Origin of the sequence: Caproicibacter fermentans (assembly GCF_009746625.1) — a bacterium.
Lineage (GTDB): Bacteria > Bacillota > Clostridia > Oscillospirales > Acutalibacteraceae > Caproicibacter > Caproicibacter fermentans.
Genome location: NZ_VWXL01000014.1, coordinates 305,521 through 330,565, shown reverse-complemented (window position 1 = coordinate 330,565; position 25,045 = coordinate 305,521). Strand labels below are relative to the sequence as shown.

General features: G+C 54.3%; 22 protein-coding genes. 10 read left to right on the top strand and 12 right to left on the bottom strand.

Annotation, left to right across the window (positions count from 1 at the left end; translation table 11 throughout):
- Nucleotides 1-142 precede the first annotated feature (142 nt).
- The 4 genes from CAFE_RS03455 (at nucleotide 143) to CAFE_RS19905 (ending at nucleotide 5,227) form a co-directional block, all read left to right on the top strand.
- A complete protein-coding gene (locus CAFE_RS03455) occupies nucleotides 143-637 on the top strand; it encodes a MarR family winged helix-turn-helix transcriptional regulator (RefSeq protein ID WP_066644016.1) in 495 nt (164 codons plus the stop codon).
- A gap of 17 nt (nucleotides 638-654) precedes the next feature.
- Complete coding sequence (locus CAFE_RS03450) at nucleotides 655-2,382, top strand: ABC transporter ATP-binding protein (RefSeq protein ID WP_156989781.1); 1,728 nt, start codon at nucleotides 655-657, stop codon at nucleotides 2,380-2,382.
- Complete coding sequence (locus CAFE_RS03445) at nucleotides 2,379-4,673, top strand: ABC transporter ATP-binding protein (protein WP_156989780.1); 2,295 nt, start codon at nucleotides 2,379-2,381, stop codon at nucleotides 4,671-4,673. The genes CAFE_RS03450 and CAFE_RS03445 overlap by 4 nt, the downstream gene beginning before the upstream one ends.
- A 122-nt stretch (nucleotides 4,674-4,795) precedes the next feature.
- Nucleotides 4,796-5,227 (top strand): RNA polymerase sigma factor, encoded by a 432-nt coding sequence (locus CAFE_RS19905; protein ID WP_233452675.1) that lies wholly within the window; start codon nucleotides 4,796-4,798, stop codon nucleotides 5,225-5,227.
- 347 nt (nucleotides 5,228-5,574) lie between these two features.
- Here the strand turns inward: CAFE_RS19905 and CAFE_RS03435 are convergent, their stop codons facing one another.
- The 8 genes from CAFE_RS03435 to frlD (CAFE_RS03400) all read right to left on the bottom strand — a co-directional run bounded on the left by CAFE_RS03435 (nucleotide 5,575) and on the right by frlD (CAFE_RS03400) (nucleotide 12,942).
- Nucleotides 5,575-6,306, bottom strand: coding sequence for a GntR family transcriptional regulator (locus CAFE_RS03435; protein ID WP_066644020.1), 732 nt, complete (start codon nucleotides 6,304-6,306; stop codon nucleotides 5,575-5,577).
- Between the two features lie 35 nt (nucleotides 6,307-6,341).
- Nucleotides 6,342-7,127, bottom strand: a complete 786-nt coding sequence (gene frlD / locus CAFE_RS03430; RefSeq protein WP_156989779.1) for a fructoselysine 6-kinase — start codon at nucleotides 7,125-7,127, stop codon at nucleotides 6,342-6,344.
- Between the two features lie 42 nt (nucleotides 7,128-7,169).
- A complete protein-coding gene (locus CAFE_RS03425) occupies nucleotides 7,170-7,892 on the bottom strand; it encodes a GntR family transcriptional regulator (protein WP_066644022.1) in 723 nt (240 codons plus the stop codon).
- Nucleotides 7,893-8,049: 157 nt separating this feature from the next.
- Complete coding sequence (locus CAFE_RS03420; protein WP_066644023.1) at nucleotides 8,050-9,429, bottom strand: amino acid permease; 1,380 nt, start codon at nucleotides 9,427-9,429, stop codon at nucleotides 8,050-8,052.
- Nucleotides 9,430-9,800: 371 nt separating this feature from the next.
- Nucleotides 9,801-10,229: a secondary thiamine-phosphate synthase enzyme YjbQ gene (locus tag CAFE_RS03415; RefSeq protein WP_066644024.1), complete on the bottom strand. Its 429-nt coding sequence runs from the start codon at nucleotides 10,227-10,229 to the stop codon at nucleotides 9,801-9,803.
- Between the two features lie 18 nt (nucleotides 10,230-10,247).
- On the bottom strand, nucleotides 10,248-11,120 hold the full coding sequence (locus tag CAFE_RS03410; RefSeq protein WP_407926842.1) for an amidohydrolase family protein: 873 nt from the start codon (nucleotides 11,118-11,120) through the stop codon (nucleotides 10,248-10,250).
- Between the two features lie 26 nt (nucleotides 11,121-11,146).
- The gene (gene frlC / locus CAFE_RS03405) at nucleotides 11,147-11,977 is read right to left on the bottom strand and encodes a fructoselysine 3-epimerase (RefSeq protein ID WP_156989778.1); all 831 of its coding nucleotides are present in this window, start codon (nucleotides 11,975-11,977) and stop codon (nucleotides 11,147-11,149) included.
- A gap of 149 nt (nucleotides 11,978-12,126) precedes the next feature.
- Nucleotides 12,127-12,942: a fructoselysine 6-kinase gene (frlD, locus tag CAFE_RS03400; protein WP_066644027.1), complete on the bottom strand. Its 816-nt coding sequence runs from the start codon at nucleotides 12,940-12,942 to the stop codon at nucleotides 12,127-12,129.
- A gap of 503 nt (nucleotides 12,943-13,445) precedes the next feature.
- Here frlD (CAFE_RS03400) and CAFE_RS03395 point away from each other — a divergent pair.
- Together CAFE_RS03395 and CAFE_RS03390 are read left to right on the top strand one after the other, a co-directional pair.
- Nucleotides 13,446-14,999: an amidohydrolase gene (locus tag CAFE_RS03395; RefSeq protein WP_233452674.1), complete on the top strand. Its 1,554-nt coding sequence runs from the start codon at nucleotides 13,446-13,448 to the stop codon at nucleotides 14,997-14,999.
- A 40-nt stretch (nucleotides 15,000-15,039) separates the two neighbouring features.
- Nucleotides 15,040-16,587 carry a Na+/H+ antiporter NhaC family protein gene (locus CAFE_RS03390; RefSeq protein ID WP_066644029.1) on the top strand — a complete coding sequence of 516 codons (1,548 nt, stop codon included), beginning with the start codon at nucleotides 15,040-15,042 and terminating at the stop codon, nucleotides 16,585-16,587.
- A gap of 157 nt (nucleotides 16,588-16,744) precedes the next feature.
- On the opposite strand, the gene CAFE_RS03385 is transcribed toward CAFE_RS03390, so the two are convergent.
- The 3 genes from CAFE_RS03385 to cutA all read right to left on the bottom strand — a co-directional run bounded on the left by CAFE_RS03385 (nucleotide 16,745) and on the right by cutA (nucleotide 20,114).
- Nucleotides 16,745-17,740, bottom strand: a complete 996-nt coding sequence (locus tag CAFE_RS03385) for an SIS domain-containing protein (RefSeq protein ID WP_330593842.1) — start codon at nucleotides 17,738-17,740, stop codon at nucleotides 16,745-16,747.
- A 406-nt stretch (nucleotides 17,741-18,146) separates the two neighbouring features.
- On the bottom strand, nucleotides 18,147-19,688 hold the full coding sequence (locus CAFE_RS03380; protein WP_156989811.1) for a gamma-glutamyltransferase family protein: 1,542 nt from the start codon (nucleotides 19,686-19,688) through the stop codon (nucleotides 18,147-18,149).
- 87 nt (nucleotides 19,689-19,775) lie between these two features.
- Nucleotides 19,776-20,114, bottom strand: a complete 339-nt coding sequence (gene cutA / locus CAFE_RS03375; protein WP_156989777.1) for a divalent cation tolerance protein CutA — start codon at nucleotides 20,112-20,114, stop codon at nucleotides 19,776-19,778.
- Between the two features lie 197 nt (nucleotides 20,115-20,311).
- Here cutA and CAFE_RS03370 point away from each other — a divergent pair, with 197 nt between their 5' ends.
- The 3 genes from CAFE_RS03370 to CAFE_RS03360 are packed head-to-tail and all read left to right on the top strand — an operon-like array spanning nucleotide 20,312 to nucleotide 21,962.
- Nucleotides 20,312-20,911 (top strand): nitroreductase family protein, encoded by a 600-nt coding sequence (locus CAFE_RS03370; RefSeq protein ID WP_156989776.1) that lies wholly within the window; start codon nucleotides 20,312-20,314, stop codon nucleotides 20,909-20,911.
- Nucleotides 20,912-20,927: 16 nt separating this feature from the next.
- A complete protein-coding gene (gene gpmA / locus CAFE_RS03365; RefSeq protein ID WP_156989775.1) occupies nucleotides 20,928-21,671 on the top strand; it encodes a 2,3-diphosphoglycerate-dependent phosphoglycerate mutase in 744 nt (247 codons plus the stop codon).
- Nucleotides 21,672-21,713: 42 nt separating this feature from the next.
- Nucleotides 21,714-21,962 (top strand): heavy-metal-associated domain-containing protein, encoded by a 249-nt coding sequence (locus tag CAFE_RS03360; protein WP_166525051.1) that lies wholly within the window; start codon nucleotides 21,714-21,716, stop codon nucleotides 21,960-21,962.
- A gap of 53 nt (nucleotides 21,963-22,015) precedes the next feature.
- Here CAFE_RS03360 and CAFE_RS03355 read toward each other — a convergent pair whose 3' ends face one another.
- Nucleotides 22,016-23,695: a DEAD/DEAH box helicase gene (locus CAFE_RS03355; protein ID WP_156989773.1), complete on the bottom strand. Its 1,680-nt coding sequence runs from the start codon at nucleotides 23,693-23,695 to the stop codon at nucleotides 22,016-22,018.
- A gap of 209 nt (nucleotides 23,696-23,904) precedes the next feature.
- On the opposite strand from CAFE_RS03355, the gene CAFE_RS03350 reads away from it, so the two are divergent.
- Complete coding sequence (locus CAFE_RS03350; protein ID WP_156989772.1) at nucleotides 23,905-24,978, top strand: M24 family metallopeptidase; 1,074 nt, start codon at nucleotides 23,905-23,907, stop codon at nucleotides 24,976-24,978.
- Nucleotides 24,979-25,045 lie beyond the last annotated feature (67 nt).

Sequence of the window (25,045 nt, the reverse complement as noted above, 5' to 3'; positions counted from 1 at the left end):
TTTTATAAGATACCTACAACCATTTTTCCTGATTTTAAAAAAACATGATCAACTTAAATATTGACCATTTCCTTTGGCGGACGTATAATTAGGAATCCAAATAAATAGGTACTCTAACTAATTTTCGAAAGGTTGTTGTCAAATGCCCGATGAAGACCGTACAGAAGAAGCAGGAAAAATGCTGCTGACTGCCCTGGTCCAGTTCGAACGCCTTCGGGGAAAAAATTATGCGGAAAAGAAGCGGGAAAACAAACCGTGCAGGCACAGCGATATATTGATTCTGTTCGCATTGAAACAAATGGAATCCAGCTGCCCGGACGGAGTCAGCATCTCGGAGCTCAGCCGGGAGCTCCATGTGAAATCGCCCACGGTAACACCCACCGTTTATCATTTGGAAACCCTGAAGCTCGTGGCAAGGGACACGGACCGAAAGGACCGGCGGATTATCCGCGTACGGTTGACCGAAGAGGGAAACCGCCTTCTTTCAGACCATCAGAAGCACTTTGCCGCTCACGTTGAGGGAATGGTTCACTATCTCGGTGTGGAGAAAAGCATTGAATTTGCAAATTTGCTCAACGAAGTATACGTCTACGAAAGTTCCAAAAGCCATGAAAACAGTAAACATCACAACCCATAAGCTCAGGAGGTTTCTGAATGCTGAAAATTTATCGGAACCTGAAGCCATATACCGTCTCTATCATTATGATTCTGGTATTTTTGTTTCTTCAGGTGATGTCCGACCTCTATCTGCCGACTCTGATGTCGGACATTGTCAACAACGGGATCATGACCAAAAATATCGGTTATATCTGGAAAACAGGGGAATACATGCTTCTGATCGCGGCGGGAGGCGTAATCTGCGCCGTCGTGGCGGGCTTTCTCGGCGCCAGGGTGTCCGTCGGCCTGGGCAGGATTCTGAGAAACCGGATTTTCCGCCGTGTGGAAAATTTTTCGCTGCATGAGTTCGACCGATTCGGTTCTTCCACTCTGATTACCAGAACAACCAACGACATTATCCAAATTCAGACCGTTACAATCATGATCATCAATATGATGATCCGCGCTCCTCTGACCTGCGTCGGAGGTATTTTTCAAGCGTATCATCAGGACAGGACCCTGACACTGATTCTTGCCATCGCGCTGCCCGTCCTGATTTTAATCATCTATCTGGTCACATCCAAAGTAGTTCCGATTTTCCGTCAGGTTCAGCGAAAACTGGACCGCATCAATCTGATTCTGCGCGAAAACCTGACCGGTATCCGTGTCATCCGGGCATTTAATAAAATCGACCACGAAAAAGCGCGGTTTGAAACCGCCAACAAGGATCTGACGGATACTTATATTCATGTAAACCGCATCATGGCGGTCCTGATGCCGATGATGATGTTGATCATGAACCTGGTCACCGTGTGCGTGCTCTGGTTCGGAAGCAAAAGAATCGACACCGGGGAGATGAACCTCGGCGCACTGATGGCTTTTGTCCAGTACGCGATGCAGATCATGTTTTCGCTTCTGATGTTTGTCATGATGTTCGTCATGATTCCGCGCGCCCAGGCAGCCGCAGACCGTATTAACGAGGTTTTGAGCACCGAGCCTGAAATTATCGATCCCCAGCTGCCGGAACCCGCCGCAGCAGAAAAGGGCTATGTGGAATTCCGGAACGTAACCTTCCGGTATCACGGCGCGGAGCAGTCCGCGATTCAAAATGTTTCATTTTCCGTAAAACCGGGCGAAACCACGGCGATTATCGGCGGCACCGGCAGCGGCAAAAGCACGCTGATCAATCTGATTCCGCGTTTTTACGACGCGGATGAGGGTCAGGTTCTTGTCGACGGCATCGACGTAAAGGCGATGCCGCAGGAAGAGCTTCGAAACAAAATCGGTTTCGTCCCGCAGAAAGCAAGGCTTTTTACAGGCACGGTCGACGAAAACCTGCGGTACGGAAAAGAAGACGCGTCGGAAGATGAAATCCGCCATGCGGCGGACGTCGCGCAGGCGTCTGAATTTATCTCCCAGATGTCGGACGGATACGATTCCATGCTGTCTGAGGGCGGTCAGAACCTCTCCGGCGGACAAAAGCAGCGACTTTCCATCGCGCGGGCCCTGGTCCGCCGTCCGGAAATTTATGTGTTTGACGACAGCTTTTCCGCGCTCGACTTTAAAACGGACGCGAAGCTTCGCGCCGCATTGAAAAAAGACACCCAGAAAGCCACCGTCATAATTGTCGCGCAGCGCGTCGGAACCGTTATGGACGCCGACCGGATCATAGTTCTTGACGAAGGTTCGGTCGCGGGAATCGGCACTCACAGCGAGCTGCTGAAAAGCTGCGGCGTTTATCGAGAAATCGTGGCTTCGCAGCTTTCCGAGGAGGAATTGGCATGAGCGAAAATCGGAATAACACCAGCCCGGCGGAAAGGCCGGGCGCCATGGGGCACAGAGGCGGGCCCGGCGGCTCCATCGGAAGGCCCGTGGAAAAAGCCAAAGACTTTATGGGAACGCTCAAGCGCCTGGTCAAATACCTGAAGCCGCACACCTTTAGACTCGCCGCCGTCGTTCTGTTTGCGCTTTTATCAACCGCTTTCACCGTTCTGGCCCCGAGAATCAGCGGAGACGCGATCAATCAGCTGACCGATGGCTTCATCGCAAAGCACATGATTTCGGAAGTCACCAAAGCACAGGAGTCCATGAGTAAGCCTCTGAAAGCCCGGCTGGATCAAATCGACTCCGCGCGCAGCCAGGCTGAAAATCAGGCTAAAGCGGCGGCGCGCGCGGCGCTGGAGCAGGAGGGAGCTTCTCAGGACCAGATTGCGGCGGCCGAACAGCGGGCCGCCGCAGCCGCGGACAAAGCGTTCGACGATAGAATTTCACAGTCCGTTACGCCGCAGGCGCTGAGCGCCATGCGTGAAATGGTAAGCCTTCCCCGCATCAGCGACATTGCCGGCGCGGATGAAAAGGCGGACACCGTCAGCCGGTTCGCCTCACTTGCTAAAAAGCTTCCCCAGTCGGACAGCTCCGTCCAATCGTTCCAGCTCAGCGACGAAGACCTGCAGAAATATCTGGGTGATATCCGCGAGACCAACGGCGTCATTCCGTTTGACGCCATCGCCAAAACCCTTCTGTTCCTTTTATTTGTCTATCTTCTCAGCTCGCTTTTCACCTTCCTGATGCGGTATATCATGGCAAGCGTTTCGCAGGTAACGGTGTACAGCCTTCGAAAGGATCTAAACGACAAGCTCGCACGCCTGCCGCTGAAATACTATGACGGACACACCAGCGGCGATATCCTCAGCCGCATGACCAACGATATCGACACGGTTTCAAGCACTCTTCAGCAAAGCATGACCCAGCTGATTCAGTCCGTCTGCCAGATTCTGGGCTATATCATCATGATGCTTCTTTACAGTCCGATTCTGACGCTGATCGTACTGTGTACCCTGCCGCTCTATATCGGCGTGACCATGTTTATCGCCTCCCATTCGCAAAAGTATTACAAGGCGCAGCAAAAACATCTCGGCACGCTCAGCGGACACACCGAGGAAATGTTTACGGGACATATCATTGTAAAAGCGTTCGGGCGTGAAAGGGAGTCCATCGAAACCTTTGAAAAAGTCAACGACGACCTTTACAACGTAGGCTGGAAAGCCCAGTTCATGAGCGGCATTATGTATCCGCTGATGAATTTCGTGAGCAATATCGGCTATGTTCTCGTCTCGGTGGTCGGCGGCATTTTCGTCACGAAAAGCTTTCTGAACATCGGCGACATCACCGCTTTTATCCAGTATTCAAGATCCTTTTCCATGCCGATCATCCAGACGGCGAACATTGCGAATATTATTCAGTCCACCATCGCCTGCGCGGAACGCGTCTTTGAGATTCTTGACGAAGAAGAAGAAATTCCGGACACCGAAGACGCGGTCAAGATCGAACATCCGAAAGGCGATATCCGTTTTGACCATGTAAAATTCCGCTATACCGAATCCGTCCCTCTGATGGAAGACATGAACCTTGATTTCAAACAGGGAGAAACAGTTGCGATCGTCGGCCCGACCGGCGCAGGGAAAACAACGCTCGTGAATCTGCTGATGCGCTTTTACGAAGTCAACGGAGGCGCAATCACGTTTGACGGCGTCGACATCCGGGACATCGCGCGCGGAAGCCTGCGGACCATGTTCGGGATGGTTCTCCAGGATACCTGGCTCTTCAACGGTACCATTGAGGAAAACATCGCCTATGGCCGCGAAAACGCGACCCACGAACAGGTTGTCTCGGCGGCGAAGGCCGCTCACGCGGACCACTTTATCCGTTCTCTTCCGGAGGGCTACCGGACGGTTCTGAACGAGGAAGCCTCCAATATCTCCCAAGGACAGAAACAGCTTCTCACCATCGCGCGGGCGATTCTCGCGGACCCGTCCGTACTGATTCTGGACGAAGCCACCAGCAGTGTCGATACCCGCACGGAGGTTTTGATTCAGAAAGCCATGGGAGTGCTGATGCGCGGCAGGACCAACTTCGTCATCGCGCACCGGCTTTCCACCATTCGCGACGCCCATCTGATTCTCGTCATGAATCACGGAACCATCATCGAAACCGGCAGCCATGACGAGCTCATGAAGAAAAACGGATTTTACGCCGACCTTTACAACAGCCAGTTCGTCGGGGCAAATCTGGAATAAGAACAGACGGGTGGGCTGCTGTATCATAGCCACCTAAAAAATATGTGCAAGAAATGCGTCTTAATCGGGCTTAACAGCCTTTTTAAGGCGCATTTCTTGCTTTTCCGCCGCAGGTTTAACCCATGCACCGTCAAAATCAGCAATTTTCTACGGGCGGAACAACCGGCATGACGGAGTCTGCCGTGAATTGCGGCAATCTGCAAATTGCTTTTTCAGCGTTATTCCACTTAATAGCAGCAAAGCAGAAAAAGACAATTCATAAGAGAATTTGTCGAGGGAGGCCCCGCATGCTGATCTTTTTCCTGTCTATGCTGGAAACAGACGAGGACAAAAACAAATTCACCCTTTTATATGAGAAATATCGAAAACTTCTGTTTTATGTAGCCAATCAAATTTTAAAGGACGATTATCTCTCTGAAGACGCCGTCCACCAGACATTTCTTAAAATAATTGACAATCTTGAAAAAATCTCTGAGGTTGATTGTCACAAAACCAAGAGCTATCTTCATCATATATTACTTTCATCAGCCACAAATATCTATTACAATTTGTAATCATACAAATTGCGACATCAGCAACCTAAAAATAGCTTATCACCATAATGAAAAAGGCCTAGAAATTCCGACAATACAAAAAGGATCTAAGTATCGAGTGGGAATTACCCCAAATGAAGAATTTATTGAAAATTCCATGTGGATTTATTGTTTTGATAAAGAGGGTAATAAGCACGAGAAAACAGTTGTTGAATATTTTGAGAAAGGATACCGCGTTAACGCCAATGTCATTATAGAATCGATTAATAATGATGGAATTATCACTTTTAAAAGTCAATAAGTAATTCATCCTCCGGCAAGGGGTGCTGCAAAGAAAGAACCGCCCTCCACAGCGAAGGGCGGTTCCACTATTGATGAAAGTGCACGGAAAAGTTGCATTTGTCCCCCCGCGTGTAAGAACGCGAGTATTCGATCACGCGATCGTTCTCATCATAGCTGACACAGGTAAACAGCAGCACGGCGAGCCCCGGGTCGATGTTCAGCATCCGCGCGTCGCTCGCCTCCGGCTCCGCGATATCCAGCGTCTGCCAGGCGCGCTTCAAATGAATCCCGTAAAAATCGTACACCTCGTACAGGCTGAAAACCGAGAGATCAATCCCCTCGAGCTTCGGCACCACATCGTGAGGCACCAAAATTTCCTCCAGGGAGATCGGCTCCCCTTCGGCAAGCCCAAGGCGTCTGATGTAGTACAGCATATCCTCGGGCTCGATCCCGAAGATATGGGCGTATTTGATCCCCGCGCGTCTTTGGGTCTTCACCAGTATCTTTGTTCCCGGCCTCGCATGCTTTTCGCGCATCGTCTGACGGAATCCGCCGAGGGTTTCCAGGTCACGCTCGATCTTGCTGCCGACCACATAAACGCCCTTCCCCTGAACGCGCTTCAGCATTCCTTCGCCGACCAGCGCGTCGATGGCATTGCGAACCGTCAGGCGGTTGATCCCGTAGAAATCCGCCAGCTCGTTTTCAGAGGGGATCGCCATTCCGGGCAGATATTCGCCCTCTTCAATTTTAGAGCGCACCACTTCTCTCAGCTGTAAATAGATCGGCGCGTGGTAATCAATCACATGATCATTGGACAAAGCGAATCAACTCCCGATTTTCCTCCCGGAGAAAATCACCATGCGCCATGATATTCCAGCGTGACGCTGCTGTTCGCGGCGCCCATGCGCATGCATTCCCCGATCGGTTTTTTTTGTAAAATACCGCGCAGGAACCCGGCGATATAGCTGTCGCCGGCGCCCATGGTGTCGACCACTCTGCATGGAACGATTCCGCCAACGGTAAAGTCCCTGCCGTCAAAAGCGACGCTGCCGTCTTCCCCAAGGGTGACCACAACGACTTTCGGGCCCCTCGCGTGCATTTTTTTCATCTGTTCGCGCAACTCGGACGTATCCCCGTCGTCGGAAGCATAGAATAGATAATCGACACTGGCGATGGCGGCGTCCACAGCCGGATCCTCCGGTCTTGTGGCACAGTCAAACGCAACGGGAACCCCGCGCGTCTTGATCTTCCAGAGGTCATGTTCCACCATGCCCCAAAGACCGGTCACAACCAGGTCGTGTCCGCACAAAAAGTCGATGTCCTCCTCCGTCAGCCGAAACTGAGAAAGGACGCCTTCCTCATACTCCCCAAACACGCGCTCTCCATCGACCAGCTCAACATGCGTAATCGCCGTGCCGCCTTCCAGCACCATAACGTGGGAGGTATCCACTCCTTTGCCGCGGATGGAATCCACCATCAGTTTTCCATAAGAATCCGTCCCGACCGCCCCGGTGTAAGAGGCCTGACCGCCCAGACGGACAAAATAAACGGCGACGTTGACCGGGTTCCCCCCGGGGTACGCTTTGCCGAGATTTTCATAAACATCCATACAATTGTCGCCGACTGCAGCTAATCTCATTAAAAACTCAATCTCCTTCCGTAAGAAGACAGAGCGATCGTATCATCTCAACAGAACGCTTGCAAAGCGAATATACTCGGAACGGGCAATCGATTTAAAATACTCCACCGGCACATTGTTCTCATCCGAAACCACGCCTGTCTGGTACAGGACGGGCACGCCCTCCGGGATTCCCAGAAAAGCGGCTTCTTCCTCGTCCGTATAGGTCACGTTCAGCTTCTCTTCCCCGTGGATGATCTTAATATTGAAATGCTCCTGCAGCACGCTGTACAGCGACAGCTTTGAAAAATCGTAATTCTCAATGCCCTGCAGCCGCCGGGCGTCCAAATACGCCGTCTCCATCAAAACCGGTTCATCCTCCAGAAGCCGCACACGGATCAGTTCGAACATCCTGTGTCCCAGAGGCAGCTTCATCTTCTGCGAAATTTGTTTGCTTGCTTCGCGGAATCCGGCGCGAATAAGCCGCGTTCCGGGCGTCCGCCCGGCCGCCCGCGCGGCGCTGCCAAAGCCCTCGGCATCCTGAAGGTTGCGCACCAGCTTCTGCGGTGCCACAAACGTCCCGGAACCCACGCGGTTGTAAAGCACGCCCTCCGCCACAAGGCGGCGGATCGCACTGCGAAGCGTCGTGCGGTTAAACCCCCACATGGCGCACATGTCCCGCTCCGACGGCAGCTTTTGGTTCGCTTCAAATCTGTTTTCAATTATATAACACTCTATCTTTTCCGCCGCCTCATCACGCGGGCGGCTGCGGTATTCGCTCGTCATCGCAGATCCCCCATGGCAGATTTTCAGCCTTTTCTTAATAAGACAGTATAGCATATCATTCCATTTTACACAAGTACGGCAGGAACGACAGCAATCCGCCAGGGGGGCGCTGCACGACGGTGCGTCCTGGTAAAAATCCTTTCGCCCGCAGGACGGTCTACTTAACGTCAGTATCCGTGCCCGCCACGTTTTTCCGGTTCCGCTTGTCCCAAAAATGGTAAACCGGAAGCCCGGTGCCTACGGCGATCGCCGCGCAGACAAGACCTGCGACCGGCGCCCAGACAAAGGTGGAAACAATCAGCGTTCCCGTCATGAACATGGCGATTCCGGCCATCAGGTACCCCGCAGGCATCCTCCACAGAGGTTTATAGTGCTCTTTTCTGCGAAGCACAAAAATGGTGCCGAAGGTCAGGAAGTTTTTCAGCAAAGCCACCAGCGTAAAGTAACCGAGCAGGTCGGAGAGCGAGGACGCGAAAATCAGGACGATGGCGACCGCGCACTGCACCAGAATGGAAAAATAGGGCGTTTCGTATTTCGGGTGTACTTTCGCAAAGGATTTAAAAAACAGGCCGTCCTTCGCCATCGCATATTCAATGCGGGGCTGGAACATAATACAGCTGGACAGCGACCCTATAATGACAACGATTGCCATCACGGCTGTGACCGTGCCGGCTGCGCTGCCGATTTCAGGCAGCTTGGAGGCCAGAAGGGCGATCGGCGCGTCGGAAGACGCCAGCTCCTGTACCGACAGCATTCCGGAGGAGACAAACGTCAGCCCTACGTAAATGACCACAACGACAACAGCCGTAAGAATCAGGCCCATGGGTATGTTTTTCTTCGGGTTTTTGATCTCTCCGGACATGTAACAGGGAGCCGCCATTCCGTCAAAGGACCATGTGGTCGCCGAAACGCCGGCCAGAAGGGCCGCAATCCCGACGGGCGCGCCTGCCATCGGCGCGGCGGACATCAGCATGTCGCCCCGCAGGAAGAACAGGCCGATCCCGATGATCAGGGCGAACGGAAGAATCTTCAGCGCGGTGATAAAGGTCTGGAACGCGCCGCCGCCTTCCACGCTGCGCAGGTGAATCAACATGAAAACAAGGACGAGAGCCACGGCGATGAACTTGAGGGCCAGACCTCCGACCGGAACAAAATACGCGAGATAATTCGCGATCGCAATCGCCATGATCGAGATGGACGGCGGATCCGTGGCCCAGAAGCTGATCCATCCGCACAGAAACGCCAGCGGGCGCGAACCCGCCTCCCGAAAATAAACATACTGGCCGCCGTCTTCCGGGAACGCCGTGGCAAGCTCCGCATAGCAGAGGTTTGCCGGGATCTGGACCAGGCCGCCGATGAGAAACGCCAGCACCAGGAACAGGGAGCTGCCCGCTGCGCCCGCCACTTCATTCAGGGATGAAAAAATGCCGGAGCCGACCGTTGTGCCCACGCCGAGCGCGATGACCGCGCTGAGTCCGAGTTTTCGCTTCAGATCTCCGCCCGCAGTGGTGGTTCCCGCCTTTTCGGAATCAGACATAATAGATTCTCCTTTCCAATTTAAAAAACATGGTATTGCCGTCAGACAGGCTTTCCGACCGCTCGAAAAGCCCTTGCATCTTTAGTACATAACATATTGTTTATTCCATACCACTTCGTCTATAATAGTATCACAGTTAACAAATCAAATCAATAATAATTAAAAAAATAAAACATTTATACTAAAATATGTATGTTTACACGAAATATTCTCTAAAATATCGTCGATTTACCGAATCAATCCTTTTATATACATATATTTTACTAGTTTTATAAGTCCAATATGACCAATTTTTTGTTTTTTGATACAAAAATAACAGGATATCCGGCAAATTGGTAGTATTAACCGGATATCCTGTTGTCAAAATCGCCTTATCCGACAATCTGGACCCGTATGGTCCGCTGAGAAGGCCCGTCAAACTCGCAAAAATAAATATCTTGTGCGCCTCCGCGTACCATTTTCCCGTTTTCAATGAAAAAATGGCAGTGATTTCCCGTTATATGGGATTTCAGGTGTCCCGTCGGATTCCCGGCCGTGGAGCCATAGTCCTTCAGCATGCGCGCATGGGCGTACGGCCGGTCCTCCGGGACAAGCCTCGCCAGAAACTGTTCAAGGTCGCTTTCAAGGCATTCCAGCGATTCGTTCACGGCAATTCCCGTCGTTGTGTGCATGGAAAGCACCGTGACCATGCCGTCTTTCACGCCGCTCTCGGCAACCGCCCGTTCCACACGGTCCGTAATCAGGACAAATTGGTTGTAGCGCTCAGTGAGCACCTGGAACGACATCGTCTTGACCGTCATTCTTTGATCCCCTTTCCTTCATACGCTTCCGCCGAGAAATTCAACCGCGTTGCCGCCCCGGATCAGGTCCAGCGTGCTGTCGCGCAGGCCAAGGCGCCCGATCGCCTCCGCCATGCGAATCTGCTCGAATCTGGGATTGTTGCTTCCGAACATCACCTGATGCCTCAGGCTGCGGTCCAGCCAGGTCAGGGGAATTTCTTCGGTAAACAGCCTCTTGTAAAACTCCCGAGCGCTGTCAAAGTACAGTGCGCCCGTGTCTGCGTAAAGATTCGGGTACTTGACCAGCAGCATCGCGGTCTCCCGCACCCAAGGCCAGCCGAAATGCGCCAGACAGAGGCGCAGCTTCGGCCTTTTGTAAGCCAGCTCTTCAAATTCGATCGGGCGGGAATATTTCGAGAGCGTGTCCGGCTCCCAGGAAAGGCCGCTGTGAAAAACGATGGGCCGTCCGTATCTTTCGCAGATATCGTAAACCGGCGCCAGGCGGGGGTCGGAGGGATAAAAATGCTGACGGGACGGATGCAGCTTCAGGCCGCGCAGCCCAAGGTCGGCAAACGCATGCTCCAGCCGCTGCGCCGCCCCGTCGAGGAACGGATCCACGCTCGCAAACCCGATAAACCTTCCGCTCGCGAGATCAACCAGCTTTTTGATCTCCTCATTGGTCACGACGGCGGTCCCCGTTTGGGTTGTGTAATCCTGCGGAAGCAGGCAGAGCCTGTCCAGCCCGGCACAATCCATCTGATGAAAGACGTGTTCCAGCGGAGCCGTTCCGTTCCGGTGGATGTTCAGTACGTTATGGCGCATTTCCTCACGCACCGGGTCTTCGTTGATCGGCTCAAAAAAAGCCGGATGCACGTGCATGTCGATAAACAAAGCGCACACTTCCTTTCGCATTGATCCCGTTAAAGCCGCCCGGCCTGTCACCAGCCGGCCTGCTCCATCATCGCGCGGACATTCCGGACGGCCCGGCGCGCGTACAGGCGGGGCTCGTTGATATAACCGAGGACCAGCTCCAGCGTCGCGGTTCCCTCATAACCGAAATCCTTCAGCTCCTGAAACAGCTCCGGCATGGGGATGGAACCTTCGCCCGGCATGATGTGGCTGTCCGTCCCCTGCTCGCCGTCGATGATGTGCATATGGTACATTTTTCCCCCGAGCTTTTCCAGATACGCCATGATGCTTTCATGCTGAACAAACGGCGGCACGACGTCGCACATTCCGACAAGAAAAGGGGAATCGATGCGCCGGAACAGCTCCAGCAGGTCATTTGCGCTTTTAAACGCATTGGATTCATACGGGGTCAGCGGCTCCACCACGAGGCGGACTCCGACTTTTTCCGCATATTCGGTCAGTTCCCTCAAGGTGCGGGTCATACGGTCCCAGATCTCCTCGTAGGTGGCGAGGTACCCCGCGTGCGCGGGAGAAACCAGCATGTAGTCCGCCCCCATTTTCTTCGCCATATCAAGGCTCAGCTTCAGGTAATTCACCGCGTCCTCGCGCTGCGCTTCGCTTCCGATCATAAAATTGTAAGGGTACGCGTTATGTTCCGGCGTATAACCGAGCACGGGCATCTCATATTTTTCAATCAGCCGGTTCAGCCCGCGGATGTCCCCGGACGCAAGGTCTGGGGCGAAGGCGTGCGGGCGGCCGCCCCAAAGCTCGATATAATCATAGCCGAATCGCTTGGCGTCAAGAAAACAGTCCTCCAAAGGGTTGCGCTGATAGCCGGAGGTAAACAGTCCCAGCTTCATAAGTTATCTCTCCTCGTATAATTGTTTTTGCGGGAAAAATCAAAGGCGTTCCTGCTTGGTCGCCGGTCTGAAATGACAGTGGGCAGGTTTTCCGATACCCGTGATATAATTGTCGTGAATCGGCAGGGTCAAGTTCTTTCGCTCCTTTTTTATCTCTTTTCAAAATTTACGCAGAGGTCCGTCCAGGGTTCAAAGACTCCTACAACTTCCGAGGCGACGCGCGCGCCGGTTTCCAGACATTCCGGGACAAAGCGCCCGCGCAGAGCACCGGACAAAAAGCCCGCGATAAAGCTGTCGCCCGCGCCCACCGTGTTGACGACTTTCGCGGGAAAAACGGGACCGTCGTAAAAATTCCTTCCATCCCACGCAAGGCTTCCCTTTTCGCCGAACGTAGCCACCGCGATCCTCATCCCGCGGTTCACCTTGTCCTTCAAGAAAGCCTCGATGAACGGATCCCGCGCCTTGTGGTACGAATAAAATCCGTAGTCCACGTAAGGCAGCGTCGTTTCCACCAGCGGATGGTCCAGCCGGTCCGCGTAGTCGAAACTGACCGGAACGCCGCGCGAATGAATCGCGGGAAGCGCTGCTTCGGCCTTTCCCCAGAGCGCCGTATGCACCAAGTCGTGCTCCGACGCGAACGCGATGTCGTCCTCGTCAAATGTGATCGTCTCCAAAACACCCTCCGCATACTCCCCGTGCACGCGGTCCGTTCCGTCCATCTCCATGTAAGTGACAGCCGTCGGTCCGTCGGCGGTCTTTAAATGGCTGGTATCAATCCCTTCCTTCCTCAGCGTCTCAAGCATCCATCGTCCGTTGTCGTCGTTTCCCGTCGTACTGATGATGGAAACCGGGATGCCGAGCTTTCGCAGGTTCACCCCTGTATCCACCGCGTTCCCCGTCGGGTATTTTTTTCCCAGGCGTTCGTACAGGTCAATACAGTTATCACCCATTGCAGCTACTTTCATCTTAAAAACCTCCCATCGTTTGAAGCAGTATGGAAACGGTTTCCGATGAAACAAATGCTTCGTTAGTTTTTATATATGTGTTCTATATAAACATACCATTTATGCCATGATCATAGCACTATTTTTACAAGATTGTCAATATTACGGTTATAATAATATAATTTTTATCGATTACAACAAAATACCTTGCTTATATTTAGGAAAAATCTCCTATATCCATTCTTATATGTTTTAAATATAAATACAGTTAAACCAATTTTTGACGATCTTTCTCTAAAAATTTAATATGTTGTCTAAATATTCTCGTTTCAGTTGTAAAACTTGCTGAAATTCACCCTCATAGCGTATTTTACATTGCGCCGTCAGATGATCTGTGCTATATTTGATTGGTATGTAATATATCACATCTTATACATAACACCCATCCGCTTCTTTGCGCCGGGGAAAAACCGCGCCTCCCGCAGATGCCACCGTTTCCAGTTTTTTGTGAGGAGTGTTATACTATGTTGAAAGCTTCTGATCTTCTGCTCCGTTCCAACGCCGTCTTTACCGGCAGCGGCGAAAGACCCCGTCCGGGCTTCGTCGCCGTTGCCGGCAACCGGATTGCCGCCGTCGGCGGGGGGGACGGCTCCGATTTTGCCGGCCCGTCCACATGGATCTACGAACTGGGGGACAGGCTGATCTGTCCCGGCTTCTGCGATACGCACTGCTTTTTCACCGGCTATCTGCTGACGCAGTCGGGGGCTCTGCTCTCCGACGCGCGGACGGCGGACGAAGTGATCCGCATGGCGAAATCGAGCCCGGACGCGCTTGCCTGCGGGGGAGCCCTGATCCTCGGCCGCGGCGTGCGCCCGGAAATCGGCCCGCCGAAAAAAGAGGTGATGGACGAGACGTTCGGCGAAACTCCCGCCGTCCTGTTTGTAAGCGGCGGCGACTCCTGCTGGATGAACTCCGCGGCGGAAACTACCTACGGCTTCCCGCCGGACGCCTGCTGGTCCGAAAACTGCTGGCGGCTGCTGCGCGCGCTGTTAAAGGACCGGGAACGCTCCGTCCCCGCTTTCCGGAATTATCTTACCATGCTCAACGCCAGGGGCGTGACCTCCGTCAAGGAAATGGGATTCGACGATTTTTACGGCTTTCCGGACGCGCTCGGACAGTTGGAGCAGGAGGACGCGCTTTCCATGCGCGTGCATTTTATGAGCCAGCCCGTCGGCGCGCCGATGAACCTGGAATACGGCAAGGCCATGCGCAGCCGTTTTTCGGGCGGCTTCGTCCGCTTTTCCGGCTACAATCAAATGACGGACGGCTCCATCAGCCAGCTGGAAGCGGAAATGAAGGAGCCTTATCTCTGCGCGGACACATGCTGCGCGAAGAAAATCGACTGGGCGGGGCTTGAGGCAGACACGCTGGCGGCCGACGCCGAAGGCTTTCGGTATTCGCTCCACGCTCAGGGCGACGCGGCCATCTGCAAAACGCTGGATATCTTTGAAAAATGCCGTCGCGGACCGGACGGCAAAGTCCTGAACCGCCACGCGATGACGGATCTGGAATGCAGCGATCCGGCCGATCTGGAGCGCATGGGGCGTCTGGGCGTCACGGCGGAGGTTTACCCGCAGATCATGTCGATCGCGGACCGCGCGGGCAAGCTTGCCATGATCCGGGAAAAGATCGGCACGGAACGCGGGCGCAACTACTGGAACCGCCGGAAAATGCAGGACAGCGGCGTCGTCCTCTCGTGCGCCACGGACCTGCCCCTCCTGGTCGACAACATACCCGAGTCGGTCTACCACTCGGTGTACGGGCTGTTCCCGGAGGGCGGCGAGCCGTTCAATCGGCAAAACACGCTGACGGTGGGCGAGCTGCTGACCGCGTGGACGCGCGGCGGGCAATACAACCTCGGCCGCGAAACGGAGCTTGGCACGCTGGAGGCCGGAAAGCTGGCCGATATTGCCGTTCTGGATACCAATCTGTTCCAAGCCCCGCCCGATGAGGCGCGCGCCGCGCAGGTATGCCTCACCCTTGTGGACGGACAGGTCGTATGGGATTCTCTGCGCTGAGCCCCTTGGGCGGAAAAGCAATACAGGGAGGAAAACAAATTTGCAACCGTACTACGCGGGGTGGCTTTCCCTGCTGCCGCCGATCCTCGCAATCACTCTGGCTCTCTTCACAAAAGAAGTGATCACTTCTCTGATGGTGGGCATTTTATCCGGCACGTTTCTCTATGCTCTGGGGACGGGCCTCAATCCGCTGGCCGGAACCGTTGAAACCGCATTTGCGGTCATGGTGGACAAGGCCGATTTGTACATTATCATATTCTGCTGCCTGCTGGGGTCGCTGGTCTCCGTTGCGTCGCTCGCCGGCGGAAGCGGCGCTTACGGACGGTGGGCAACTTCCAAAATCCGTTCGAAGCGGGCCGCGCTTCTGTCGACAAGCCTGCTGGGCATTCTGATTTTCATCGACGATTACTTTAACTGCCTGACGGTCGGCACAGTGATGAAGCCCGTCACGGACAAATACCGTGTGTCACGGGCGAAACTGGCGTACATCATCGACTCGACGGCGGCGCCGGTCTGCATCATCGCACCCGTTTCGTCCTGGGCCGCCGCAGTTGGGAGCAACCTTCGTTCCACCGGGCGCTTCGACAGCGATTTTTCCGCATTTCTGGCCGCGATTCCATTTAACCTGTACGCGATCCTGTCGCTTGTGATGGTGGGGACGATGTGCCTGAAAGACCTGGACTTCGGGCCGATGGCCGAGCGGGAAGCCATGGCGCGCGCTGGCGAGCTGGGCGCGGTGGAATCCCCGGAAGAAGCCGGGGCCAGCGCATCCGGCCGGGGAACCGTCGCCGACATGCTGCTGCCGGTCGGCGCCTTGATTATTTTTTCCGTCGCCGGTATGCTCTACAACGGCGGCTACTGGGGCGCCGACCCGGCCTATCGCCACAGCATTGGCGCCGCATTCGGCAATTGCACGGCCGCATCCGCGCTGACATGGGGATGCTTTGGCGCGCTGGCCGTTTCAGCCGCCCTGTTTCTTCCGCGCCGTTTGATGACGTTTCAGGATTTCATGCGGGGCGTCACGGACGGCATTAAAACGATGGTGCCCGCCTGCACCATCCTTCTGCTGGCCTGGACGATCAGCGGCGTGTGCCGCGACCTGCTGCAAACCGCGGAATTTGTCAAAAACGCGTTCGGCGGCTCTATTCCGGGCGAACTGCTTCCGGCGCTGATCTTCGTGACCGCCGCATTCCTCAGCTTTTCCACGGGCACGGCCTGGGGAACCTTCGGGATTCTGATCCCCATCGTCGTCCCAATCGCGGAAGCCGTCGCGCCGGCCCTTCTGGTCGTATCGCTCTCCGCGACTCTGGCGGGAAGCGTATTCGGGGACCACTGCTCCCCGATTTCGGACACGACGATTCTCTCTTCCACAGGGGCGGGCTGCCCGCACATGGATCACGTCTCCACTCAGATGCCCTACGCCGTTCTGGTGGCGTCCTGCTGCATTGCCGGCTACCTTGTGGCCGGGTTTACAAACGCCAACGTATGGCTGACCCTCGGCACAGGCCTTTTTCTGCTTTTGGCAGCCATCGCGTTCCTTCACCGCAGGGCGTCGGGGTTAAAGACCGGACGCGGGCGGACGGGCTGAACCTGTCTGATGAAGAGCCGGGCAACGAAAGTTTTTACCATTCCGGATTAAAAATGCGCCCAGAATCGAAACGACCGATTCGAGGCGCATTTTGTTTGACTCAGGCTTTCTCCTTCCCCGTTCGAGCTTCGTTTCTAAGAGGAGCGGAGAGCTGGGATCAGTAATCCAGTCTGCGGTAATAGCGGCGAATCTCCATCGGGTGCCGGTTGATCAGCTCAAGATACGCGTCGATTCGCTGCGTGACTGCGTGCATAACAAGGTGGGAGATATACCCGCGGAACTCCGGGCTGATCCCTGTCAACTGAAATTTTTTGGTATCAATCACAGTGTAATTGCCGCAGATGCGAGGCAAAAAGTTTGCAACGCGCTCCGCAAGCGGGCGCTCCGCGTCCTCGCCCACGAACACGGTTACCGGAGTGTCGCGGTCTACAATTTCCAGCATCCCGTGGAAAAATTCCGCCGCGTGGATCGACTTGGTGCGGATCCAGTGCTGCTCCTCCCAATAACACATGGCATAGGAATAGGTTGCGCCGTACTGTGCGCCCGCGCCTACAAAATAATGAATGGCGTCGTCCTTATGCGCTTCGGCGAAATTCCGGCCAAATTCATCGGACTCCTTCTCCACATCCGCCAGGGCCTGCGGCAGATACCGCTCCATCTCGGCATAATACCTGTCGTAGTCGGAAAAGTCTCCGTTATTTTTCATAAAACGGTCCGCGACCATGAAAAACTTCAGCTGTTCGTTGGCGGGATACGCAACTTCATAGTCAACCATCTTCGCAAGCTCGGCTGTTTTCACATCGACAAAACCGATGACGCACGCGCCGTGCTCTTTGGCTTTTTTCACAGCCTCTACCATTTCCTCCGTGCAGCCCGTCACCGAGGAAATTACCACAACGGACTTTTCTCCGATGCGGCGGTTCCCCGTGGTTGTGTACACGGCGGCGTTTTCCACAAAAGCCGGTACGGAGCTCATGCTTTTGATATGATTCACGGCCTGCAGGGCGGAAGCGTAGGTTCCGCCGATGCCGATATAATAAACATCGTCGTACCCTTTTTCGCAAATGGAATCCACGATTTTTTCAATTTTGCCGCGCAGGGCCAGCGCCCCCGCCACACTTTCAATCTGTTTCTGCTCGTCAAATTTTAGCACAAAATCAATCCTTTCTAAAAGTGAAAGCTAAAATGGTATAAATAAGTCGACAGGTTGTTGCTTGCACCTTTATTATAAAGAAGAACGCCGACAAAATCAATGTACAAGTTATACTAAAAACTAGTCCAAAATTTATCTACGGCTATTCCCGAGCGGTTTTTCGGGAATCCTCGGCTGATTTGGCCCCTATTACACAGACTTGTTTTTGACATGATTGGAGATATAAACAGAAAACGTATGCTGAAAACAGTGCTGTTGGTTGTTTCCTCCGTTCCGGCGTCTTTCACCACTTGTTCCTATCTTACCGCTTTACAGCAAAAAAGCCCAGCTTTCGCTGGACTTTTTCAACAGTCTGGAGCGATGCGAAATGAAACCTCGCACTGCTTTTCGCCGGTTTAGGGAATTATCACCACGCGGCGACCTGACCGTCCGCGCGTGATTCGCTTCCGCCCGTCAAGACTCCGTCCTGATCTCTCCAGATAATCTGCCCCCTGCCGAATTCGGTCGGTTCCGCCGCAATGCTGACCTCATGTCCGCGCTCCGAAAGTTCCCGGACCAGATGATCGGGAAAGTCGCGCTCCACCTCAACTTTTTTTCCGCCGAGCCACCGCCAGCGCGGAGCGTCCAGGCTCTGCTGTGCGTTCAGCCCGAAATCCACCGTGTTCGTCACAACCTGCAGATGCCCCTGCGGCTGCATAAACCCGCCCATCACCCCGAACGGCCCGACCGGAACTCCGTTCTTTGCAAGAAACGCGGGAATAATCGTATGGTAGGAGCGCTTCTCCGGGCCGATGAAGTTTCCCGATTCCGGATTCATGGAGAAATTCATGCCGCGGTTTTGAAGCGAGATCCCCGTTCCCGGCACCACCAGGCCGGAGCCGAAGGCGCAGTAACTGCTTTGAATGTAGGAAACCATATTCCCTTCGCCGTCCGCCGTGCAAAGGTACACCGTGCCTCCCTTTTCAGGCTGTCCCGCCTTGGGAAGAATCGCCCGGTCGCCGATCAGCCCGCGCCGCTCTTCCGCATACAATTCACTCAGTAAAGCCTCGGGGGATACTTTCATTGTCGCCGGGTCGCTCACAAATTCTCTGCCGTCTTCGTAGGCCAGCTTCAACGATTCGATCATGCGATGAATGCAAAGCGCACTGTCCCTGCTCTCCATCGGAAATCCTTTCAAAAGATTGAGCGCCATCAGCGCGACAATCCCGTGCCCGTTCGGTGGAATCTCCGAGACCTCATACCCGCGGTAACGAACGCTGATGGGGTCCACCCAGTCCGACGAATGCTGCTCCAGATCGCTTTTTCGCAGCAGTCCGCCTGTTTCCTGTGAAAAGCGGTCGATTTTCTCCGCCAGCCGACCGTGGTAAAAGCTGCCGCATCCGGTTTCGGCCAGTTCCCGCAAAGTCGCCGCCAGTTCGGGCAAACGGAACCGTTCCCCCGCCCGCGGCGCCCTTCCTTCCGGGAAAAAAGCCAGATGAAGCGGGGCATATTCCGTCCTTTTTAATGCTTCGAGGGATCCCCGCTCGAACCGTTTCCAGTTGAACGCGGTCACAGGCGCGACCGGAAAACCTTCTTCGGCATAACAGGCTGCGGGTTCCAGCGTCTGCGCCAGAGGAAGCTTCCCAAAGGTGCCGGAAAGCTTTGCCCAGGCGGCCGGAACGCCCGGAACGGTCACAGGCAGCCACCCAAAGCGCGGAACCTCTTCACAGCCTCTCTCCCGGACGGCCTCGGCATTCAGCAAAGCCGGCGACCGGCCGCTGGAGTTCAGGCCGTGCAGCCGGCCTTTCGTCCAGACCAGCGCAAACGCGTCGCCGCCGATCCCGTTGGACATCGGTTCCGTAACGGTAAGAACCGCGGCGGCCGCGACTGCCGCGTCAACGGCGTTCCCCCCTTTTTTAAGGATATCCAGCCCGGCCTGCGCGGCTAGAGGCTGAGAAGTCGCGACCATCCCTTTCGTCCCGAAGACCACTTTGCGGGTCGAAGAATACCGGTATAATTCGTTTCGATCCAACCTTATTTCCCCCCGATTTTTAAGTTATTCCTGCGAAAGTCCCGTGCGGTACAGCGGAATCACATTGATCACCGGCACCTCGTAGGGATGCGCCGCTTTCACGGCGCGGATGGTTTCGTCCACTTTTTCCTGTTTGCAGATGACTTCCACCTTGTACTCTTTGCCGGTGCAAAGCCGGCCAACTTCTCCGCTGTAAGGGCGGCTTCCTTCCAGAGGTCGCCAGCAACCGGTTACTTCGCCGTAGGAAAGGCAGCTGTCATAATTTCCGATATGACCCGCGTCTGCTCTTTGCAGCGCCTGCCGGATTTCTTCCAGATGAGTGACCGGAACAAAAATTTCCATTTTGCAGAATTCAAATTCCAACGCCGTCCCTCCTTTCTTTGTTTTATTATAATCTTCAAACTTCAACCTGTAAATCAATATAATAACGATATTTATTATTATTTTATAAAAATCAGTCGTTTTTTCCTTAAAATTTCAGTGTTTCACCGGTGGATTTTACCATAAATTCAGGGTATGATGATAGCAGAGAAAAGATCAAAAGAAATGAGGTGCTCCCTATGACCGATACCTTTTTAAAAGTTCTGGAAAACCGCCGATCCGTTTATTCCATCGGCAGAGGACCCAGTGTTTCGGAGGAAGAGATTCTCTCCATCGTTCGCCGCGCGGTCACCGCGTCTCCAAGCGCATTCAACTCGCAAAGTTCCCGGGCAATCGTTCTGTTCGGAAAGGAGCATGACAAGCTGTGGGATGACACCAAAGCCATTCTGAAAGGGATCGTCCCCGCAGAAAACTTTTCTAAGACGGAAGAAAAGATCGACTCCTTCCGCGGCGGAACCGGAACCGTCCTCTATTTTGAAGATCAGGACGTTGTCACCGGCCTGCAGGAACACTTTCCTTTATATAAGGATAATTTCCCGGTCTGGTCCCTTCAGTCCTCCGGGATGCTGCAACTGGCCGTCTGGAGCGCGCTGGAAGAAGCCGGGCTCGGCGCGAGCCTGCAGCACTACAACCCGCTGATTGATGAAAAAGTGAGGCAGCACTGGAGCGCTCCGAAGAACTGGAAGCTGCTGGGTCAAATGCCGTTCGGCAGTGTGACGGGAAACCCTGGTCCAAAGGAAAATCTGCCCGTAGACGAACGAGTCAAAGTATTTCGGTAGAAACGGAGGCCCGCAGATGAAACTGGTCTTGGTTCGGCACGGAGAAAGCGAATGGAACAAAAAGAATCTGTTCACCGGCTGGACGGATGTTGACCTGACCGACACCGGCAGGCAGGAAGCCGCAAATGCGGGCGAACTGCTCCGCCGGGAGGGTTTTGACTTCGACCTCTGCTATACTTCGTATTTAAAAAGAGCCATCCACACCCTGAACCTCGCTTTAGAGCAGCTCGACCGGGAATGGCTGACGGTCATGAAAAGCTGGAAGCTGAACGAGCGGCATTACGGTGCGCTTCAGGGGCTGAACAAAGCGGAAACCTCGCAGAAATACGGCGAAGAGCAGGTGCGGGTGTGGCGGCGCTCCTTCGACGTCCGGCCGCCCCTCCTCAACGAGGACGACGACCGGAATCCCCGCCGTCTGGAGCAATACCGTGCCGCCCCGCCGCAGGAGCTGCCGCTCGGAGAAAGTCTGGAAGACACCATTGCCCGCGTCGTTCCGTATTTTGAAAAAACGATTCGCAAAGAAATGCAGAACGGAAAGCGCGTCCTGATTGCTGCCCACGGGAACTCCCTTCGCGCTCTGGTCTATCATTTCGAAAAGCTGTCAAAAGAGGAAATTACCAAAGTGAACATCCCAACCGGCGTTCCCTTAATCTATACCTTTGACGAAAACTGGAATGTAACGGAGAAGAAATACCTTGGCGACCCGAATTTGATCCGGGCAAAAATCGAGAGCGTTGCAAACCAGGGAAAGAAACAGTAAACTCTGATAGAAACCTCCCCGCAGCACATACTAAGCGGGGAGGTGATTTTTATCTCAAAAGCAAGCGTTTATTTCAGCTTGAAGCATCCGGAAGATCAGAGAAATTGTGAAGAAATCAAGCGCAATCTCGATTCGATTCCCGGAGTGATCTCCGTAAGCATCAGCAGAGACCGCGACAGGGTCGCCGTCGATTACGATACGACCGGCACCGGACCGGACCGCCTTCGCAACAAGCTGGGCGAATGCGGATGCTCCATTGAAGCAGAGCACTGGCAGGAACACAAAATGTAAAAAAGCCGCGCGGATAAATTGCAGCCGCGCGGCTTTTCTTGATTTTTACAGCTCTATTTTTTTCCTGCGGTTCTGCGGCCCCGGTAGGGCGCTCCCCCTTTGCCTTGCCCTCGCCAGCTCTTTTTTGGGGTTCCCTGCCGGCGCTCCTGCTGCCCGGTCTTTCCGGAAACGGTAAAATGAACCGTGCGCTGGCGGAACTTCCACGCGGACATTTTTCGGGCAACCAAAGCGGCGTCTTTCTCGGAAAGCTCAATCGTGGCATATTCCCGGTAAATATTGATTTTTCCGATCGCGCCGACCGGGAGCCCCGTGGCGGCGGCGATTTCCGCAATCAGAATTTCGGGCCTGATTTTGTCGTTGGTTCCGATGTCCGCATGAACCCGCATCGTCCCGGTTTTCTCCGGTTCCGGCTGCACCCGGCGGATATTGCGGACAGAATCAAGCCTGCGGTTTTTTCCGGCGGTCAGCGTGCACAGCGCGGCAGCCACCCGCAGCGGAGAATATCCCTGCTCTTCCAGCGATTTCAAGTAGGGAATCCACGTTTCGCCGCTGTTTTCATCCGCAAGCTCCTTTAAATTCCCCAGGAATTTCTTCAGACGCCGCTCATGGATCTCTTCAAGATCCGGAACCGCGGCCTCGCTGATTTTTGCATTCATAAACCGTTCCAGCGACCGCATCCGCTCCATCTGGCTCCTGTTCGCCGCGAGCGTGTGGGATGAACCCGTCCGGCCCGCACGCCCGGTCCGACCGATCCGGTGGATATAATACTCGTTTTCCTGCGGAATATCAAAATTGAAAACCGCGTCGATATCCTCAACGTCGATGCCGCGCGCTGCAACGTCGGTCGCAATCAGCAGGCTGCTGCGGCCGTGTTTAAAATCGTTCATAACCTGCGTGCGCTGGCTTTGCTTCATGTCGCCGTGCAGGGCTGCCGCCTGAAATCCGCTGTCGTTCAGGTCGGTGCAAAGCTCCTCTACCATTTTTTTCGTGTTGCAGAAAATCAGCGCGCGCTTCGGGCGGTGATATTCCAGAAGAAGCTTGAGCGCATTCACTTTGTCTTTCTGCGGCACGCGGTAATAAAACTGCGAAATGCCGTCAACGGTCTTCTGGCCTCCGTCCACCGCTACCATGGCGGGGTCGGTCTGGAAATCCTTTGTGATCGCCATAATCGCCGGCGGAATCGTCGCGCTGAACAGCACGGTCTGCCTTTTTTCCGGCGCCTGCTTCAGGATGGTCTGAATATCCTCCAAAAAGCCCATGTTCAGCATTTCGTCCGCTTCGTCGAGGACTACCGTCCGCAAATTATCGAGCGTCAGCGTTCTGCGGCGCAAATGATCCATGACGCGCCCCGGCGTGCCGATGACGATCTGCGCGGTTTTAAGCTGGTGGATCTGCCCCGGCATCGACTGCCCGCCGCATACCGTGGAGATTCCAATCCGGCTGAGATATTTTGAATATTTGTGTATTTCGTCGCTGATCTGCATGGCAAGTTCCCGCGTCGGGCTCAGAATCAGCGCCTGCCCTCTGGAGCCGTCGCCGAGCGCCGTCATCTGGACGACCGGAATGCCGAACGCGGCGGTTTTTCCCGTTCCCGTGCTGGAACGCCCGATAAGGTCCCTGCCCTCCAGAATCAGGGGAATCGATCCCGACTGAATGTCTGTTGCGGAGGTATATCCCATTTCTTCCACCGCGCGTAAAATTTCTGGTAATAAATTCAATTCTTTAAACTGCATGTTGCTTCCTTAATCTCAATATTATTTTTTATTTCCCTTTATTATAGCATAGATCGGAAAGGAATCCTATATGCACAGAGTCGGTCCGTTTTCGGTTTTCTTCACAGATTTTGTCACAAAAGCCTTCGTATCCTCAAAATTCCAACTTGAAAACAGGGCCGGAAAACGGTAAAATAATTTTACACAAGCTGGAAGGAAGCAGAAAACAAATGAACCGAAAACGACTGAAAAAAGTCATTGATCAGATGCAAAAAGAAGGATTGAGCCAGATTCTGGTAACGGCCGCCCCGTCCGTTTATTACCTGACCGGAATCTGGGTGGAGCCGTTTGAGCGCATGTTCGCGCTGTACCTGCGCGACGACGGCACCGCAAAGCTGTTCGGAAACGAATTGTTCTGCCTGCGGCCCCAGGAAGGGCTGGAACTGATTCTGCACAAGGACGGCGAAAATCCGGTGGCCGGCCTGTCCGCCGCATTGCGGCCCGGTAAAATCGGAATCGACAAAACATGGAAAGCCGGATTTCTGATCGGCCTTCTGCAAAGCAGAAGCGATCTGACGCCCGTCGAAGGCTCCGCGCCGGTCGACCTTGCCCGCATGCGAAAGGACGAGGAAGAAATCGAGGCGATGCGTCACGCATCCCGGATCAACGACCGTGTCATGGCCGCGGCGGTCGGCATGGTGCGCGAAGGCGCCCGGGAAAACGAAATTGCGCTCGCCGTTCAGAATCTGTACGCCCAAAACGGCGGCGACCACTCCCCCGAAATTGAAATCGCCTCGTTCGGCGCAAACGCGGCCGATCCGCATCACGAACCGTCCGACACCGTCTTAAAAGACGGCGACTGCGTTGTTCTCGACCTGTTCAACCCGATTCGCCGCTACTGGTGCGACATGACGCGAACCGTCTTTTTCCGCAGCGCGGGAGCGCGGCAGCGGGAAGTTTACGACGCGGTGAAACGCGCAAACCTGGCGGCGGAAACTTTCATCCGCCCCGGCGTGCCGATGAGCGAAATCGACCGCGCGGCGCGGAGTGTGCTGGAACAGGCGGGTTACGGGAAATACTTCACGCACCGACTTGGCCACGGCTGCGGGCTCGACTGCCACGAGTCGCCGGACAACGGCCCCTCCTGCGGGGTGATCGCCCGGCCTGGCATGGTGTTTTCCGTCGAACCGGGCGCTTATCTGCCGGGCGAATTCGGCGTGCGAATCGAAGACCTTGTGCTTGTGACGGACTCCGGCTGCGAGGTTTTGAACCGTTACACGAAGGATCTGACCGTGATTTCATAAACAATCAGTAATAACCAAGTATCAATATACAGGAAGTTTGAGCAGAAAGCAAACTTCCTGTTTTTTT

What these genes read in the sequence shown, in the direction of transcription:
- CAFE_RS03425 (WP_066644022.1), bottom strand. Translation starts at nt 7,892, where the DNA reads ATGACGAGCGAATACCGCAGCCGCCCGCGTGATGAGGCGGCGGAAAAG.
- CAFE_RS03455 (WP_066644016.1), top strand. Translation starts at nt 143, where the DNA reads ATGCCCGATGAAGACCGTACAGAAGAAGCAGGAAAAATGCTGCTGACT.
- CAFE_RS19905 (WP_233452675.1), top strand. Translation starts at nt 4,796, where the DNA reads ATGCACCGTCAAAATCAGCAATTTTCTACGGGCGGAACAACCGGCATG.
- CAFE_RS03410 (WP_407926842.1), bottom strand. Translation starts at nt 11,120, where the DNA reads ATGCGAAAGGAAGTGTGCGCTTTGTTTATCGACATGCACGTGCATCCG.
- CAFE_RS03395 (WP_233452674.1), top strand. Translation starts at nt 13,446, where the DNA reads ATGTTGAAAGCTTCTGATCTTCTGCTCCGTTCCAACGCCGTCTTTACC.
- CAFE_RS03420 (WP_066644023.1), bottom strand. Translation starts at nt 9,429, where the DNA reads ATGTCTGATTCCGAAAAGGCGGGAACCACCACTGCGGGCGGAGATCTG.
- frlC (WP_156989778.1), bottom strand. Translation starts at nt 11,977, where the DNA reads ATGAAGCTGGGACTGTTTACCTCCGGCTATCAGCGCAACCCTTTGGAG.
- CAFE_RS03355 (WP_156989773.1), bottom strand. Translation starts at nt 23,695, where the DNA reads ATGCAGTTTAAAGAATTGAATTTATTACCAGAAATTTTACGCGCGGTG.
- CAFE_RS03450 (WP_156989781.1), top strand. Translation starts at nt 655, where the DNA reads ATGCTGAAAATTTATCGGAACCTGAAGCCATATACCGTCTCTATCATT.
- CAFE_RS03380 (WP_156989811.1), bottom strand. Translation starts at nt 19,688, where the DNA reads ATGGTCGCGACTTCTCAGCCTCTAGCCGCGCAGGCCGGGCTGGATATC.
- frlD (WP_066644027.1), bottom strand. Translation starts at nt 12,942, where the DNA reads ATGAAAGTAGCTGCAATGGGTGATAACTGTATTGACCTGTACGAACGC.
- CAFE_RS03415 (WP_066644024.1), bottom strand. Translation starts at nt 10,229, where the DNA reads ATGACGGTCAAGACGATGTCGTTCCAGGTGCTCACTGAGCGCTACAAC.
- CAFE_RS03445 (WP_156989780.1), top strand. Translation starts at nt 2,379, where the DNA reads ATGAGCGAAAATCGGAATAACACCAGCCCGGCGGAAAGGCCGGGCGCC.
- CAFE_RS03350 (WP_156989772.1), top strand. Translation starts at nt 23,905, where the DNA reads ATGAACCGAAAACGACTGAAAAAAGTCATTGATCAGATGCAAAAAGAA.
- frlD (WP_156989779.1), bottom strand. Translation starts at nt 7,127, where the DNA reads ATGAGATTAGCTGCAGTCGGCGACAATTGTATGGATGTTTATGAAAAT.
- CAFE_RS03370 (WP_156989776.1), top strand. Translation starts at nt 20,312, where the DNA reads ATGACCGATACCTTTTTAAAAGTTCTGGAAAACCGCCGATCCGTTTAT.
- gpmA (WP_156989775.1), top strand. Translation starts at nt 20,928, where the DNA reads ATGAAACTGGTCTTGGTTCGGCACGGAGAAAGCGAATGGAACAAAAAG.